This window comes from Streptococcus infantis (genome assembly GCF_047465525.1).
Classification (GTDB): Bacteria; Bacillota; Bacilli; order Lactobacillales; family Streptococcaceae; genus Streptococcus; species Streptococcus infantis_R.
In genome coordinates this window covers 85,268-99,556 of the sequence record NZ_JASGZS010000007.1, presented here as the reverse complement: position 1 = coordinate 99,556, position 14,289 = coordinate 85,268, and the positions used below count along the sequence as shown (strand labels likewise).

At 40.5% G+C, this 14,289-nt stretch carries 15 protein-coding genes; 13 read left to right on the top strand and 2 right to left on the bottom strand.

Annotated elements, in window-relative coordinates:
- Nucleotides 1–120 precede the first annotated feature (120 nt).
- Nucleotides 121–897 carry a recombination regulator RecX gene (recX, locus tag QM374_RS03975; RefSeq protein ID WP_414310941.1) on the bottom strand — a complete coding sequence of 259 codons (777 nt, stop codon included), beginning with the start codon at nt 895–897 and terminating at the stop codon, nt 121–123.
- A 10-nt stretch (nt 898–907) separates the two neighbouring features.
- A complete protein-coding gene (locus QM374_RS03970; protein WP_414310940.1) occupies nt 908–1,681 on the bottom strand; it encodes an aminoglycoside 3'-phosphotransferase in 774 nt (257 codons plus the stop codon).
- Between the two features lie 55 nt (nt 1,682–1,736).
- Between QM374_RS03970 and rlmD the strand changes: the two genes are divergently transcribed.
- The 13 genes from rlmD to whiA all read left to right on the top strand — a co-directional run bounded on the left by rlmD (nt 1,737) and on the right by whiA (nt 14,178).
- A complete protein-coding gene (gene rlmD / locus QM374_RS03965; RefSeq protein WP_414310939.1) occupies nt 1,737–3,104 on the top strand; it encodes a 23S rRNA (uracil(1939)-C(5))-methyltransferase RlmD in 1,368 nt (455 codons plus the stop codon).
- 116 nt (nt 3,105–3,220) lie between these two features.
- Nucleotides 3,221–3,979 carry a triose-phosphate isomerase gene (tpiA, locus tag QM374_RS03960; protein WP_414310938.1) on the top strand — a complete coding sequence of 253 codons (759 nt, stop codon included), beginning with the start codon at nt 3,221–3,223 and terminating at the stop codon, nt 3,977–3,979.
- A gap of 124 nt (nt 3,980–4,103) precedes the next feature.
- On the top strand, nt 4,104–5,840 hold the full coding sequence (locus QM374_RS03955; RefSeq protein WP_414310937.1) for an ABC transporter ATP-binding protein: 1,737 nt from the start codon (nt 4,104–4,106) through the stop codon (nt 5,838–5,840).
- Nucleotides 5,841–5,850: 10 nt separating this feature from the next.
- Nucleotides 5,851–7,632 (top strand): ABC transporter ATP-binding protein, encoded by a 1,782-nt coding sequence (locus QM374_RS03950; RefSeq protein ID WP_414310936.1) that lies wholly within the window; start codon nt 5,851–5,853, stop codon nt 7,630–7,632.
- 149 nt (nt 7,633–7,781) lie between these two features.
- Nucleotides 7,782–8,300 carry a Dps family protein gene (locus tag QM374_RS03945; RefSeq protein WP_214262271.1) on the top strand — a complete coding sequence of 173 codons (519 nt, stop codon included), beginning with the start codon at nt 7,782–7,784 and terminating at the stop codon, nt 8,298–8,300.
- A 127-nt stretch (nt 8,301–8,427) separates the two neighbouring features.
- Nucleotides 8,428–8,934: a dihydrofolate reductase gene (locus tag QM374_RS03940; RefSeq protein WP_049527536.1), complete on the top strand. Its 507-nt coding sequence runs from the start codon at nt 8,428–8,430 to the stop codon at nt 8,932–8,934.
- Nucleotides 8,934–9,104, top strand: a complete 171-nt coding sequence (locus QM374_RS03935) for a hypothetical protein (RefSeq protein ID WP_000442255.1) — start codon at nt 8,934–8,936, stop codon at nt 9,102–9,104. Before QM374_RS03940 ends, QM374_RS03935 begins: the two co-directional genes overlap by 1 nt.
- A gap of 31 nt (nt 9,105–9,135) precedes the next feature.
- Nucleotides 9,136–10,368 (top strand): ATP-dependent Clp protease ATP-binding subunit ClpX, encoded by a 1,233-nt coding sequence (gene clpX, locus QM374_RS03930; protein WP_223333495.1) that lies wholly within the window; start codon nt 9,136–9,138, stop codon nt 10,366–10,368.
- Between the two features lie 8 nt (nt 10,369–10,376).
- Nucleotides 10,377–10,964, top strand: coding sequence for a ribosome biogenesis GTP-binding protein YihA/YsxC (yihA, locus tag QM374_RS03925; protein ID WP_049494688.1), 588 nt, complete (start codon nt 10,377–10,379; stop codon nt 10,962–10,964).
- Nucleotides 10,965–10,973: 9 nt separating this feature from the next.
- Complete coding sequence (locus QM374_RS03920) at nt 10,974–11,354, top strand: RidA family protein (RefSeq protein WP_049548567.1); 381 nt, start codon at nt 10,974–10,976, stop codon at nt 11,352–11,354.
- A 51-nt stretch (nt 11,355–11,405) separates the two neighbouring features.
- A complete protein-coding gene (gene rapZ, locus QM374_RS03915) occupies nt 11,406–12,296 on the top strand; it encodes an RNase adapter RapZ (RefSeq protein WP_414310935.1) in 891 nt (296 codons plus the stop codon).
- A complete protein-coding gene (locus QM374_RS03910; protein WP_414310934.1) occupies nt 12,293–13,270 on the top strand; it encodes a YvcK family protein in 978 nt (325 codons plus the stop codon). Before rapZ ends, QM374_RS03910 begins: the two co-directional genes overlap by 4 nt.
- Nucleotides 13,267–14,178 (top strand): DNA-binding protein WhiA, encoded by a 912-nt coding sequence (whiA, locus tag QM374_RS03905; RefSeq protein ID WP_075229885.1) that lies wholly within the window; start codon nt 13,267–13,269, stop codon nt 14,176–14,178. Before QM374_RS03910 ends, whiA begins: the two co-directional genes overlap by 4 nt.
- Nucleotides 14,179–14,289: the final 111 nt, after the last annotated feature.

Genomic DNA, 14,289 nt, shown 5'->3' with positions numbered 1-14,289 from the left:
GATGAAATCAAGCATTAGTAAAACCAGTGGAATTTACCCTGACACGGAATTCCACTGGTTTTTAGGATTTTTATCAGACTAACTTCCACTTGGATTAGCAGTGGAACTTAGTTTGGGAATTTAGCGATATTCTCTGAGAGCACTGGCTATATCCGAAAAATCAAAGCCTTTTCGTGCTAAAGCTTGGGTCAAACGTTGTTTCAGTTCGTATCCTTCATACTTTCGTGAATATTTTGGGTATTGCTTATCTAACTCTTTAAAAATCAGCTCTTGAACGGTTTCTTCTTCGACCTGGCTATCCAATTGGTCAAAGGCTGTTTTGGCTTCTGTGTAGGAAAATCCTTTATTGGTTAGGCTTTGGATAATCTTATCCTGTAGAGCACGGGCAGGTAATTTCCCCTGGTATTTTTTCAGTAGTTTTTCAGCTGTGCGCTCTGCGACTTCCGTCATATCAAATTCTTGTAAGACTTCTTGGATAATAGATTTGGCAACGCCTTTTTGAGAAATCTTCTGCATCAGCATATAGCTTCCCTTATCACCTGAAAGCTGATTGGAATTGATGATAGCTTGTGCATATTGGCGATCATTGATCCAATTATCATCTTTTAAAGACTGGATAACTTTGGGGATGATTTTCTCATCAATTTCATGTTTGGCAAGATAATCTCTAACTTCTTTTTCAGTACGGGCCTTGAAGGATAAGTGGTAGAGAGCTAGATTTTTACTGTAGGAAAATTGCGCAAAGGATTTAATCTCAGTTAGTTCTTCAGCTGAGATCTCTTTCCCTTTAGTCAACATAAAGCGAACAATGGTATCCTCTGAAATGTAGCAGGTTTGGTCGCTATCAAGCTCAAGTAGAAAGAGTCTTTTTTTCTTTTCAAGTTTTGTGATTTTCATGGTTTACCTCTTATCCAAATGCTTCGAATGCAGCAACGAGTCGAAGTTTGTTGCTATCAACCAGTTCCCTCTCGTAATAGTCGAGAAATAGTTCAGCATATTTGGGATCTTTTAAGTTGTAGTTGAGGGACCAAACTGCCCAAAAGAGATCGATATGCCGGTCACTAAAATCAGCCAAACCAAGATCAATAAAACAAGAGAAGTGGTCAGCATCTTTTAGAATAAAGTTTGGTAGACAGGCATCACCGTGAATAAAGGCATCTGTTTCTAAAAGGTGCCCTTGTTCTTGGATGAGTTGGAAGGCCTCTTTGCGACTGTTAATTTGGAATTGGGGTAGGAGCGCCTTGGCATAGAACTCCCCTTTTTCATAGTTTTTAAAGGCTCTTTCTTTATAGGTTTTTAAATGATTTTTTGATGGAAAATTTTGTGGGTTTAAGTTGTGAAGCTTTTTAAGAGCCTCTGCCATGGTTCGGCAGATTTTTTCTGGCTGGTCTAAAAAAGCGAGAGCATCATGACCAATGGCTTCTTTAGTCAGGAGGTAGTCTTTATCTGTAGATAGATAGTGGATGACTGGAGTTCCTATTCCCTCTTGTTCAAACCAACTCGCAATGCTAGCTTCTCGCTCTAATCTTCCCTTTTGATCAATTTTTAAATAGTAACCTGAATCAAGATAGAGAACTCTTGCGCCTGAATGAGAAGAGCTATCAGATAGATTTGCCCCCTCTATATAAGTTCGTAATTGCTCAGGAAAATCCAATGAGGAAAAAGATATCTTTGTATTCATGGTTTTATTGTAACATATTCTTAATCATTGAGAAACTACGTGGTATAATAGACTTATGAATCTAAAAGTCAAACAAAAAATTCCATTAAAAATCAAGCGTATGGGGATTAACGGGGAAGGAATTGGTTTTTTCCAGAAAACCCTCGTTTTTGTTCCAGGAGCCCTCAAGGGAGAAGATATCTATTGTCAGGTGACTTCGGTTAAGCGTAACTACGTTGAGGCTAAACTGCTTGAGGTCAATAAAAAATCTAAGTTTCGAGTAGTTCCAGACTGTACTATTTATAATGAGTGTGGTGGCTGTCAGATCATGCACCTTCATTATGACAAGCAGTTAGAATTCAAGACGGATCTCCTCCATCAAGCTCTGAAGAAATTTGCACCTGCTGGCTATGAAAATTTTGAAATCAGACCAACCATTGGTATGCAGAAACCCAAGTATTATCGGGCTAAACTGCAATTCCAAACGCGAAAGTTTAAAGGTCAAGTCAAGGCAGGTTTGTATGCTCAGAATTCCCATTATTTGGTCGAGTTAAAGGACTGTCTTGTTCAAGACAAGGAGACACAAGCGATTGCCAATCGCATTGCCGAACTCTTGACCTACCATCAAATTCCGATTACGGATGAACGGAAAATTCTTGGAGTTCGGACTATCATGGTTCGTCGAGCACGGAAAACTGGGCAAGTCCAGATTATCATTGTGACCAATCGTCAATTGAATCTGACTCAATTTGTGAAAGACTTAGTCAAGGATTATCCTGAAGTAGTGACTGTCGCAGTCAATACCAATACTGCTAAAACTAGTGAGATTTATGGGGATAAGACAGAGATTATTTGGGGGCAGGATAGTATAGGCGAGGGTGTATTAGACTATGAATTTTCTCTTTCGCCTCGAGCTTTTTACCAGCTTAATCCTGAACAGACAGAAATTCTCTACAATGAAGCGGTTAAGGCCTTGGACGTGACTGAGGACGACCATCTGATTGATGCTTATTGTGGTGTTGGGACCATTGGTTTTGCCTTTGCGAAAAAAGTCAAAAGTTTGAGAGGGATGGATATTATCCCAGAAGCTATTGAGGATGCCAAAGAAAATGCTAAGCGTATGGGTTATACCAATACTCACTATGAAGCAGGAACTGCAGAAGAAATTATTCCTCGTTGGTACAAGGAAGGCTATCGTGCAGATGCTTTGATTGTGGATCCGCCGCGTACTGGTTTAGATGATAAGCTCTTGGATACCATTGTCAAATACGCTCCTGAAAAGATGGTCTATGTTTCCTGCAATGTGTCTACCTTGGCGCGTGATTTAGTCCGATTGCTAGAGGTTTATGACCTGCATTATATCCAGTCCGTTGACATGTTTCCACACACGGCTAGAACAGAAGCAGTGGTCAAATTAACGAGGCACAAGCCAGCTTTTAAATAAAAATGGCAACTGGAAAGTTTTTGAAAATAAGGCTTCTAGTTACAGAGTAAGATTTGCAAGCTATCTATAAATATGATAAAATAATAGAAAATAAAATGAAAAAAGAGGTATGTGAAATGTCACGTAAACCATTTATCGCTGGTAACTGGAAAATGAACAAAAATCCAGAAGAAGCTAAAGCATTTGTTGAAGCAGTTGCATCAAAACTTCCTTCATCAGATCTTGTTGAAGCAGGTATCGCTGCTCCAGCTCTTGATTTGACAGCTGTTCTTGCTGCTGCTAAAGGTTCAAACCTTAAAGTTGCTGCTCAAAACTGCTACTTTGAAAATGCAGGTGCTTTCACTGGTGAAACTAGCCCACAAGTTTTGAAAGAAATCGGTACTGACTACGTTGTTATCGGTCACTCAGAACGTCGTGACTACTTCCATGAAACTGACGAAGATATCAACAAAAAAGCAAAAGCAATCTTTGCAAACGGTATGCTTCCAATTATCTGTTGTGGTGAGTCACTTGAAACTTACGAAGCTGGTAAAGCTGCTGAATTCGTAGGTGCTCAAGTATCTGCTGCTTTGGCTGGATTGACTGCTGAACAAGTTGCTGCATCAGTTATCGCTTACGAGCCAATCTGGGCTATCGGTACTGGTAAATCAGCTTCACAAGACGACGCACAAAAAATGTGTAAAGTTGTTCGTGACGTTGTAGCTGCTGACTTTGGTCAAGAAGTTGCAGACAAAGTTCGTGTTCAATACGGTGGTTCTGTTAAACCTGAAAACGTTGCTTCATACATGGCTTGCCCAGACGTTGACGGAGCTCTAGTTGGTGGTGCATCACTTGACCCAGAAAGCTTCTTGGCATTGCTTGACTTTGTAAAATAAGCCTTAAATATCTGAGACAGACAGTTCCCTCTCTCGAGGTTTTGGCTGCCTGTCTTCTTTTTAGTAAAATGGCGTGCGAAAGCACGCTCTTTTCTGCATTTTAGAAGAAAAAGAAAGGAGAATTATGCTGTATATTTGGTCTTATCTCAAACGCTATCCCAAGTGGTTAGTGTTAGACTTTCTCGGGGCAATTTGCTTTGTCATTGTCAATCTAGGTTTACCAACAGTTTTAGCCCGCATGATTGACCAGGGAATCAACCAAGGTGATCAGGAAAAACTCTATTTTTGGGCCGTAATCATGTTGGTTATTATCGTCTTGGGAACATTTGGACGGGTTGTTCTGGCTTATGCTGCTAGTAAACTGACCACGAATATGGTTAAGGATATGCGAAATGATGTCTATGCTAAGCTGCAAGAGTATTCTCATCACGAATATGAACAAATTGGTGTGTCTTCACTAGTTACTCGTATTACCAGTGATGCCTTTGTCCTCATGCAGTTTGCGGAACAAACGCTTAAGTTGGGTGTTATCACTCCCATGATGATGCTATCAAGTATTCTCATGATTTTCTTGACGAGTCCTTCACTAGCCTGGATTGTAGCTTTTTCCGTTCCTTTTCTAGCTGTAGTAGTCATTTATGTGGCGGTCAAAACGCGTCCCTTATCTGAAAAGCAACAGAAAACACTGGATAAGATTAACCAGTATGTCCGTGAAAATTTGATGGGTCTACGAGTGATTCGTGCCTTTGCTCGTGAAGACTTCCAAGAAAACCGTTTCGAAGAGAAAAATGCAATCTATGCAGATAATTCCAATCGCTTGTTCAAATTGACTGGTTTGACGGAGCCACTATTTGTGCAAATCATTATCGCTATGATTGTAGCTATCGTTTGGTTTGCTTTGGATCCTCTCAAACAGGGAAGTTTGCAGATTGGGGATTTGGTGGCCTTTATCGAGTATAGTTTCCACGCTCTCTTGTCCTTCCTTTTCTTGTCAAACCTCTTTACCATGTACCCTAGAACGGCCGTATCCAGTGAACGTTTGAAGGAAATCATGGATATGCCTATTTCCATTGATCCAAATGAGGACGGAATTCAAGAAACAGAAACACATGGTTACTTAGAATTTGATAATGTGACTTTTGCCTATCCTGGGGAAACAGAAAGCCCTGTTTTGCATAATATTTCCTTTACTGCTAAACCGGGAGAAACCATTGCTTTTATCGGTTCAACTGGTTCAGGTAAGTCTACTCTGGTTCAATTGATTCCTCGTTTCTACGATGTTACGTTAGGGAAAATCAAGGTCGATGGTGTTGATGTACGAGATTACCGCCTCAAATCTCTCCGTCAGAAGATTGGATTTATTCCACAAAAGGCCTTGCTTTTTACTGGAACTATCGCAGACAATCTCCGCTATGGGAAAGAGGATGCCAGTCATGAGGACTTGCACCAAGCAGCTGATGTAGCCCAAGCCAAAGACTTTATCGAAAGTCGAGAAGAAGGTTTTGCGACTCATCTGGCTGAAGGGGGAAGCAACCTATCAGGTGGTCAGAAACAACGCTTGTCGATTGCCCGCGCAGTCATCAAGGGTCCAGACATCTACATCTTTGATGATTCCTTCTCAGCCTTGGACTACCGTACAGATGCTATTTTGCGCCGTCGTCTCAAGGAAGTGACTCAAGATGCTACGGTATTGATTGTTGCACAGCGTGTCGGAACTATCATGGATGCTGACCAGATCATTGTCCTTGATAAAGGCGAAATCGTTGGTCGTGGCCGTCATGAAGAATTGATGGAGACCAATGACATCTATCGAGAAATTGCTGAGTCGCAGTTGAAAAATGCGTCTCTGACAGAAGAATAGGAGGTAAAGGATGAAACAACAATCGAGTCTAGCTCGTCTATGGAGCTATTTAAAAGCCTACCGTTTCTCTGTTTTCTTTGCAGTCTTCTTGAAAATAGTCAGCGTCATTATGAGTGTTATCGAGCCTTTCGTATTGGGACTTGCTATCACTGAGTTAACCAGCAACCTCCTTGCCATGGCAAATGGTGTTGCAGGAGCAGGGATTAATACCAGCTATATCGCAGTGATTCTGATGATCTATCTCTTGCGTGGTCTTTTTTATGAGTTGGGTTCTTACTACTCAAACTACTTTATGACCAATGCTGTGCAGTCTATGGTACAGGATTTGCGAAATGAAATGAGTGAAAAAATCAACCGCATCCCTGTGTCTTACTTTGACAAGCACCAGTTTGGAGATTTGTTAGGCCGTTTTACCAGTGATGTAGAGACTGTTTCAAATGCCCTTCAACAATCCTTCTTACAGATTGTCAATGCAGTCTTTACCATTCTTTTTGTTATGGGAATGGTGCTCTATCTAAATCTTCAGTTGGCTATCATTGTTATCTTGTCGATTCCGATAACTTATTTTGGGGCTAAAACGATTCTGAATCGTTCGCAACCATACTTTAAACAGCAAGCAGCCATTCTGGGACAAATGAATGGATTTGTACAGGAAAGCTTGACAGGTTTCAATGTTCTAAAACTTTTCGGACGTGAAGAAAACTCTCAAGAGAGATTTGAAAAGATTACGGATGAATTGCAACAAGTCGGATTCAAGGCTAGCTTTATTTCAGGATTGATGATGCCTGCCCTTCACATCGTATCTGATTTAACCTACCTGATTGTTGCTGTCTTAGGTGGTTTGCAGGTTATTGCAGGGCGCTTGACGATTGGTAATATGCAGGCTTTTGTTCAGTATGTGTGGCAAGTCAGCCAACCAATCCAAAATATTACTCAATTAGCAGGACAAATGCAAAGTGCTAAGTCTTCGCTTGACCGTGTCTTTGAAGTTCTAGATGAACAGGAAGAAGTCCAAACCGCTGAACTGAAAGAACTAGCACCATTGACAGGTCAAGTTAGTTTCAAAAATGTCGATTTCCAATATGTGGAAAACAAACCATTGATTCGCAATTTTAATTTAGATGTTGAACCTGGAGAGATGGTAGCTATCGTTGGACCTACTGGAGCAGGGAAAACAACCTTGATTAACCTTCTCATGCGTTTTTACGATGTGACAGCTGGTGCCATTTTAGTGGATGGCCAAGATATTCGTGACTTGTCTCGTCAGGACTATCGTCGACAGTTTGGTATGGTCCTACAGGATGCCTGGCTCTATGAAGGCAGTATCAAGGAAAATCTTCGCTTTGGAAATCTTGAGGCAACAGATGACGAAATCGTTGAAGCAGCTAAGGCTGCCAATGTAGACCACTTTATCCGCACTCTTCCTGGCGGTTATAACATGGAAATGAACCAAGAATCAAGTAATATTTCTCTTGGTCAGAAACAGCTTTTAACCATTGCGCGTGCCCTCTTGGCAGATCCAAAAATTCTAATCCTTGATGAAGCGACATCATCAGTTGACACCCGTTTAGAACTCTTGATTCAAAAAGCTATGAAGCGTTTGATGAAGGGAAGAACAAGCTTTGTCATTGCACATCGACTTTCTACGATACAAGAAGCTGATAAGATATTGGTACTTAAAGATGGGCAGATTATCGAACAAGGAAATCATGAAAGTCTTTTAAACGCAAAAGGTTTCTATTATGACCTTTATCAAAGCCAATTTTCGAATAAAAACGGAGAAAATAGCTAGGATAAATAGCCACTCATTTTCTTAAATTATCAGTCAATTACAACTTTTTTAATATGGGTTAATTTTCTTGCTTTTGTCTACTAGGTGTAGTATACTGAGCTAGTAATCAATAAATATGGTTACAAAAATAATATTATGAGGTGAGAAAAATGGTTGAATTGAAAAAAGATGCATTAAAAGATGTAACAACATTATCTAAGACAGCTCCTGAAGCGCTAGTAAAAACAAAGGAAGTCTTGAATCAAGCCGTGGCTGACTTGTACGTAGCGCATATCGCTCTTCATCAAGTTCACTGGTACATGCGTGGACGTGGTTTTATGGTATGGCATCCTAAGATGGATGAATACATGGATAGCCTTGATGGTTACCTTGATGAAATCAGCGAACGCTTGATCACTCTTGGTGGCAAACCTTACTCTACTTTGACAGAATTCCTTCAACACAGTGAAATCGAAGAAGGAGCTGGAGAGTTCCGTAACGTAGAAGAAAGTTTGGAACGTGTCCTTGAAATTTATCGTTACCTTATCACTCTTTTCCAAAAAGCATTGGATGTAACAGATGAAGAAGGTGATGATGTAACCAATGATATCTTCGTTGGTGCTAAAGCTGACCTTGAAAAAACAGTCTGGATGCTTGCAGCAGAATTAGGACAAGCACCTGGTTTGTAAGATACTGTATTTTTCTAAAAATCCGTAGAAGTTTTCTACGGATTTTTTCTATTCAGGAGGGCATTCCAAAACAGTCTTTTTTGAAGATTTTTGATAAAATAGAACTATCAATGAAAAGGATGAAAGCATGACAAAGAAAATCGTAGCCATTTGGGCTCAAGATGAAAAGGGTGTAATCGGGAAAGAGGATCGTTTACCTTGGCATTTGCCAGCAGAGTTAAAACATTTTAAAGAAACAACCTTGAATCATGCCATTTTAATGGGTCGTGTAACCTTTGATGGGATGGGTCGACGATTGCTTCCAGGACGTGAAACCTTGATTTTGACGCGTAATCCCGAAGAAACAATCGATGGTGCTCTGGTCTTCCAAAATGTTGAGGATGTTTTAGACTGGTATCATCATCAGGATAAAAATCTATACATCCTTGGTGGCAAGCAAATTTTTCAGCTTTTTGAACCTTTCTTAGATGAGCTTATTGTGACACAAATTCATGCTCAAGTTGAAGGGGATACCTATTTCCCAGAAGATTTTGACTTGACTGCTTTTGAAACTATTACAAGTAAATCTTATAGCAAAGATGAAAAAAATGCCTATGATTTTACCATCGAATATAGAAAGAGAAAGGAAGTCTAATGGAGCGCAGTATTTTTGGATTTTTTACAGCTCTTTTGTGTGCTGTCTGTCTAGTAGCTGGAACACACGCTTTTCGTAAAAAGCGCTTTGGACTTGCTACTCTGCTTTGGCTTAATGCTTTTACAAACTTGGTGAATAGCATTCATGCTTTTTATATGACCTTATTTTAGATAGAAAGAATAGTTAGAACGGAAGGGAATCATGCCTACAAATAGGAAAAATGATATGATGGTTTATTGCTCATTTTGTGGCAAAAGCCAAGAAGAAGTTAAAAAAATAATTGCTGGGAACAATGCCTTTATCTGTAATGAATGTGTGGAGTTGGCCCAGGAAATTATTCGTGAGGAGTTGGCTGAGGAAGTTTTGGCGGACTTGTCTGAGGTACCAAAACCAATCGAACTCCTAAACATTTTGAACCACTATGTGATCGGTCAAGATCGTGCCAAACGGGCTCTGGCAGTGGCTGTATATAACCACTACAAACGCATCAATTTCCATGACACTCGTGAAGAGACTGAAGATGTGGATTTGCAAAAGTCAAACATTCTAATGATTGGCCCAACTGGATCAGGGAAGACCTTCCTTGCTCAGACTCTTGCTAGAAGTTTGAATGTACCTTTTGCTATTGCTGATGCAACGGCTCTTACTGAGGCTGGTTATGTAGGTGAGGACGTGGAAAACATTCTCCTCAAACTCTTGCAGGCAGCTGACTTTAACATTGAACGTGCAGAACGTGGGATTATCTACGTCGATGAGATTGATAAGATTGCTAAGAAGAGCGAAAATGTTTCCATCACACGTGATGTTTCTGGTGAAGGTGTGCAACAAGCCCTCCTTAAGATTATCGAAGGTACAGTAGCAAGTGTTCCTCCTCAAGGTGGACGCAAACATCCACAACAAGAAATGATTCAAGTAGACACCAAGAATATCCTCTTCATCGTGGGTGGTGCCTTTGATGGAATCGAAGAAATTGTCAAACAGCGTCTTGGTGAAAAAGTTATCGGTTTCGGACAAAATAGCAAGGCTATTGACGAAAACAGTTCTTACATGCAAGAAATCATTGCAGAAGATATTCAGAAATTCGGTATTATTCCTGAATTGATTGGACGCTTGCCTGTCTTTGCAGCTTTAGAACAGTTAACTGTTGATGATTTGGTTCGCATCTTGAAGGAACCAAGAAATGCCTTGGTCAAACAATACCAGACCTTGCTTTCATATGACGATGTTGAGCTTGAATTTGACGATGAAGCACTTCAGGAAATTGCGAACAAAGCCATCGAACGTAAAACTGGTGCGCGTGGTCTTCGCTCAATCATCGAAGAAACCATGCTAGACGTTATGTTTGAAGTTCCAAGTCAAGAAAATGTGAAAACAGTTCGTATCACAAAAGAAGCGGTTGACGGAACGGCTAAGCCAATCCTAGAGACAGCCTAGAGGTGACTATGGAAATCAATACACACAATGCTGAGATTTTACTGAGTGCTGCCAATAAGTCCCACTATCCGCAAGATGAACTTCCTGAAATTGCTCTTGCAGGTCGCTCAAATGTTGGTAAATCAAGTTTTATCAACACCATGCTTAACCGTAAGAATCTAGCTCGTACTTCAGGAAAACCAGGAAAAACACAACTACTTAATTTCTTTAATATTGATGATAAGATGCGTTTTGTAGACGTGCCTGGCTACGGTTATGCCCGTGTTTCCAAAAAGGAACGAGAAAAGTGGGGACGCATGATTGAGGAGTACTTAACCACTCGTGAAAATCTTCGAGCAGTTGTCAGTCTCGTTGACCTTCGTCATGATCCGTCAGCAGATGATGTACAGATGTACGAATTTCTTAAATATTATGAGATTCCTGTCATCATTGTGGCGACCAAGGCAGACAAGATTCCGCGTGGGAAATGGAACAAGCACGAATCAGCAATTAAAAAGAAATTAAACTTTGATCCAAGTGATGATTTTATCCTCTTTTCCTCCGTAACAAAAGCAGGAATGGATCAAGCTTGGGATGCTATTTTAGAAAAATTGTGAGGAATATATATGGCAAAAACAATTCATACAGACAAGGCACCAAAGGCAATCGGACCTTATGTTCAAGGAAAAATCGTTGGCAATCTTTTGTTTGCTAGCGGTCAAGTGCCCCTATCTCCTGAAACTGGAGAAATCGTCGGAGTGACTATCCAAGAACAGACAGAGCAAGTTTTGAAAAACATTGGCGCTATCTTGGCTGAAGCAGGAACTGATTTTGACCATGTGGTCAAAACAACCTGTTTCTTAAGCGATATGAACGATTTTGTACCCTTCAATGAGGTTTACCAAACAGCCTTTAAAGAGGAATTTCCAGCTCGTTCAGCTGTAGAAGTAGCTCGTCTACCTCGCGATGTAAAAATAGAAATTGAAGTCATCGCAGAGATTGGGTGAGTTATTTGAAGTTTGGTTCTTCCAAACTTCTTTTGATATAAGGAGACAAAGATGACAAAGAAACAACTTCACCTGGTGATTGTAACAGGGATGAGTGGTGCAGGGAAAACTGTAGCCATTCAATCCTTTGAAGATTTAGGATATTTTACCATTGATAATATGCCACCAGCTCTATTGCCAAAGTTTTTGCAGTTGGTTGAGACTAAGGATGATGACCACAAATTAGCTTTGGTAGTGGATATGCGTAGCCGTTCCTTCTTTTCAGAGATTCAGGCTGTCTTGGATGAATTGGAAAATCAAGATGATTTAGACTTCAAAATCCTCTTTTTGGATGCGGCGGATAAGGAATTAGTGGCACGCTATAAGGAAACCAGAAGAAGTCACCCTCTGGCAGCAGATGGTCGTATTTTAGATGGGATTAAGTTGGAACGCGAACTCTTGGCTCCTTTGAAAAACATGAGTCAAAACGTAGTTGACACGACAGAGTTAACACCTCGTGAACTTCGTAAGACCATTGCTGAACAATTTTCAGATCAAGAACAGGCTCAGTCTTTCCGTATTGAGGTCATGTCTTTTGGCTTTAAATACGGTATTCCCATTGATGCCGACTTAGTTTTTGATGTCCGTTTCCTCCCAAATCCCTACTATCTACCAGAACTTCGAAATCAGACAGGTGAAGATCAAGCTGTTTACGACTATGTCATGAAACACGAGGAATCCGAAGACTTTTACCGCCATTTGCTAGCCTTGGTTGAACCAATTCTCCCAGGCTATAAAAAAGAGGGCAAATCTGTCTTAACCATTGCAGTTGGTTGTACTGGTGGTCAACACCGAAGCGTTGCCTTTGCCAAGCGTTTAGCAAATGATTTGTCTAAAAATTGGCCAGTAAATGAAAGTCATCGTGATAAAGATCGAAGAAAGGAAACGGTAAACCGTTCATGAGAAAACCAAAAATTACGGTGATTGGTGGGGGAACTGGAATCCCTGTTATCTTAAAAAGTTTAAGGGAAAAGGATGTCGAGATTGCAGCGATTGTAACTGTTGCTGATGATGGGGGTTCTTCAGGTGAACTTCGTAAAAATATTCAACAGTTAACACCCCCAGGGGATTTACGTAATGTCCTTGTCGCCATGTCAGATATGCCAAAATTCTATGAAAAGGTCTTTCAATACCGTTTTTCAGAGGATGCAGGTGCCTTTGCTGGTCATCCATTAGGAAACATTATCATAGCTGGATTATCTGAAATGCAGGGTTCGACCTATAATGCCATGCAATTGCTGAGTAAATTCTTCCATACTACAGGGAAGATTTTCCCATCAAGTGACCATCCTTTGACACTCCATGCTGTCTTTAAAGATGGTTCAGAAGTAGCTGGGGAAAGTTACATCGCAGACCATCCAGGAATGATTGACCATGTCTATGTGACAAACACTCTAGACGATGAGAAACCGCAGGCTAGCCGTCGAGTTGTCAATACAATTCTTGAGAGTGATATGATTGTCTTAGGGCCTGGCTCACTCTTTACCTCCATTTTGCCGAATATTGTCATTGAAGAGATTGGACAAGCCCTTCTTGAAACCAAAGCAGAGGTGGCTTATGTTTGCAATATCATGACCCAACGTGGTGAGACTGAGCATTTTACAGATAGTGATCATGTGGAAGTCTTGCATCGTCATCTTGGTCGCCCCTTTATTGATACCGTACTTGTTAATATCGAAAAGGTTCCAAGAGACTATATGGACACCAATCGTTTCGATGAGTATCTAGTTCAGGTTGAGCATGATTTTGAGGGACTGCATCAACAAGTTCCCCGTGTGATTTCGTCTAATTTCCTTCGTTTGGAAAATGGTGGTGCCTTCCACGATGGAGATTTAATTGTTGATGAATTGATGCGCATTATACAGGTGAGAAAATGAGCTTCACAGTAGCAGTAAAAGAAGAAATCCTAGGTCAACACCATCTGAGTCGCCACGAACTATCTGCCATTATTAAGATGTCTGGTAGTATTGGTTTATCGAATTCTGGGTTGACCTTGTCCGTCATTACAGAAAATGCTAAGTTGGCTCGTCATCTCTATGAATCTTTTTTGCACTTCTATGAGATTAAATCAGAAATTCGTCACCATCAGAGGAGTAATCTTCGTAAAAATCGCGTCTATACTGTTTTTACGGATGAGCGAGTTCAAGAACTACTGAGTGATTTGCACTTGGCAGACTCCTTCTTTGGAATAGAGACAGGTATTGCACCTGAAATTCTAGCAGATGAGGAAGCAGGTCGTGCCTATCTCTGTGGAGCCTTTTTGGCAAACGGAAGTATTCGGGATCCAGACTCTGGTAAATATCAGCTTGAGATCAGCTCAGTCTATCTGGACCATGCCCAAGGGATTGCGGCGCTTCTTCAGCATTTCTTGTTGGATGCCAAGGTGATTGAACGAAAAAAAGGTGCAGTGACCTATCTTCAGCGTGCTGAGGATATCATGGACTTTCTCATAGTTATTGGAGCCATGCAGGCGCGTGATACTTTCGAAGGCATCAAAATTTTACGTGAAACCCGTAATGATCTCAATCGTGCTAATAATGCAGAGACGGCTAATATTGCTCGGACGGTTTCAGCAAGCATGAAAACCATCAACAATATCAGTAAAATCAAAGATAGAATTGGCTTGGATAATCTTCCAGCAGATTTGCAGGAAGTCGCCCGTCTGCGGATCCAGCACCCTGATTACTCTATCCAACGATTAGCAGATAGTCTCAGTAATCCCATGACCAAGAGTGGTGTCAACCACAGACTGAGAAAGATAAATAAAATTGCAGAGGAATTGTAAAATATAAGATATTGATATTCAAAAAAGATATATCGAGATTGATGTTTAAAAATTTTTAAAATAACCTCAAATTTAAAAAATTCTACTGAAGTTTCATTCAGTAGAATTTTC

What these genes read in the sequence shown, in the direction of transcription:
- recX (WP_414310941.1), bottom strand. Translation starts at nt 897, where the DNA reads ATGAAAATCACAAAACTTGAAAAGAAAAAAAGACTCTTTCTACTTGAG.
- QM374_RS03970 (WP_414310940.1), bottom strand. Translation starts at nt 1,681, where the DNA reads ATGAATACAAAGATATCTTTTTCCTCATTGGATTTTCCTGAGCAATTA.
- rlmD (WP_414310939.1), top strand. Translation starts at nt 1,737, where the DNA reads ATGAATCTAAAAGTCAAACAAAAAATTCCATTAAAAATCAAGCGTATG.
- tpiA (WP_414310938.1), top strand. Translation starts at nt 3,221, where the DNA reads ATGTCACGTAAACCATTTATCGCTGGTAACTGGAAAATGAACAAAAAT.
- QM374_RS03955 (WP_414310937.1), top strand. Translation starts at nt 4,104, where the DNA reads ATGCTGTATATTTGGTCTTATCTCAAACGCTATCCCAAGTGGTTAGTG.
- QM374_RS03950 (WP_414310936.1), top strand. Translation starts at nt 5,851, where the DNA reads ATGAAACAACAATCGAGTCTAGCTCGTCTATGGAGCTATTTAAAAGCC.
- QM374_RS03945 (WP_214262271.1), top strand. Translation starts at nt 7,782, where the DNA reads ATGGTTGAATTGAAAAAAGATGCATTAAAAGATGTAACAACATTATCT.
- QM374_RS03940 (WP_049527536.1), top strand. Translation starts at nt 8,428, where the DNA reads ATGACAAAGAAAATCGTAGCCATTTGGGCTCAAGATGAAAAGGGTGTA.
- QM374_RS03935 (WP_000442255.1), top strand. Translation starts at nt 8,934, where the DNA reads ATGGAGCGCAGTATTTTTGGATTTTTTACAGCTCTTTTGTGTGCTGTC.
- clpX (WP_223333495.1), top strand. Translation starts at nt 9,136, where the DNA reads ATGCCTACAAATAGGAAAAATGATATGATGGTTTATTGCTCATTTTGT.
- yihA (WP_049494688.1), top strand. Translation starts at nt 10,377, where the DNA reads ATGGAAATCAATACACACAATGCTGAGATTTTACTGAGTGCTGCCAAT.
- QM374_RS03920 (WP_049548567.1), top strand. Translation starts at nt 10,974, where the DNA reads ATGGCAAAAACAATTCATACAGACAAGGCACCAAAGGCAATCGGACCT.
- rapZ (WP_414310935.1), top strand. Translation starts at nt 11,406, where the DNA reads ATGACAAAGAAACAACTTCACCTGGTGATTGTAACAGGGATGAGTGGT.
- QM374_RS03910 (WP_414310934.1), top strand. Translation starts at nt 12,293, where the DNA reads ATGAGAAAACCAAAAATTACGGTGATTGGTGGGGGAACTGGAATCCCT.
- whiA (WP_075229885.1), top strand. Translation starts at nt 13,267, where the DNA reads ATGAGCTTCACAGTAGCAGTAAAAGAAGAAATCCTAGGTCAACACCAT.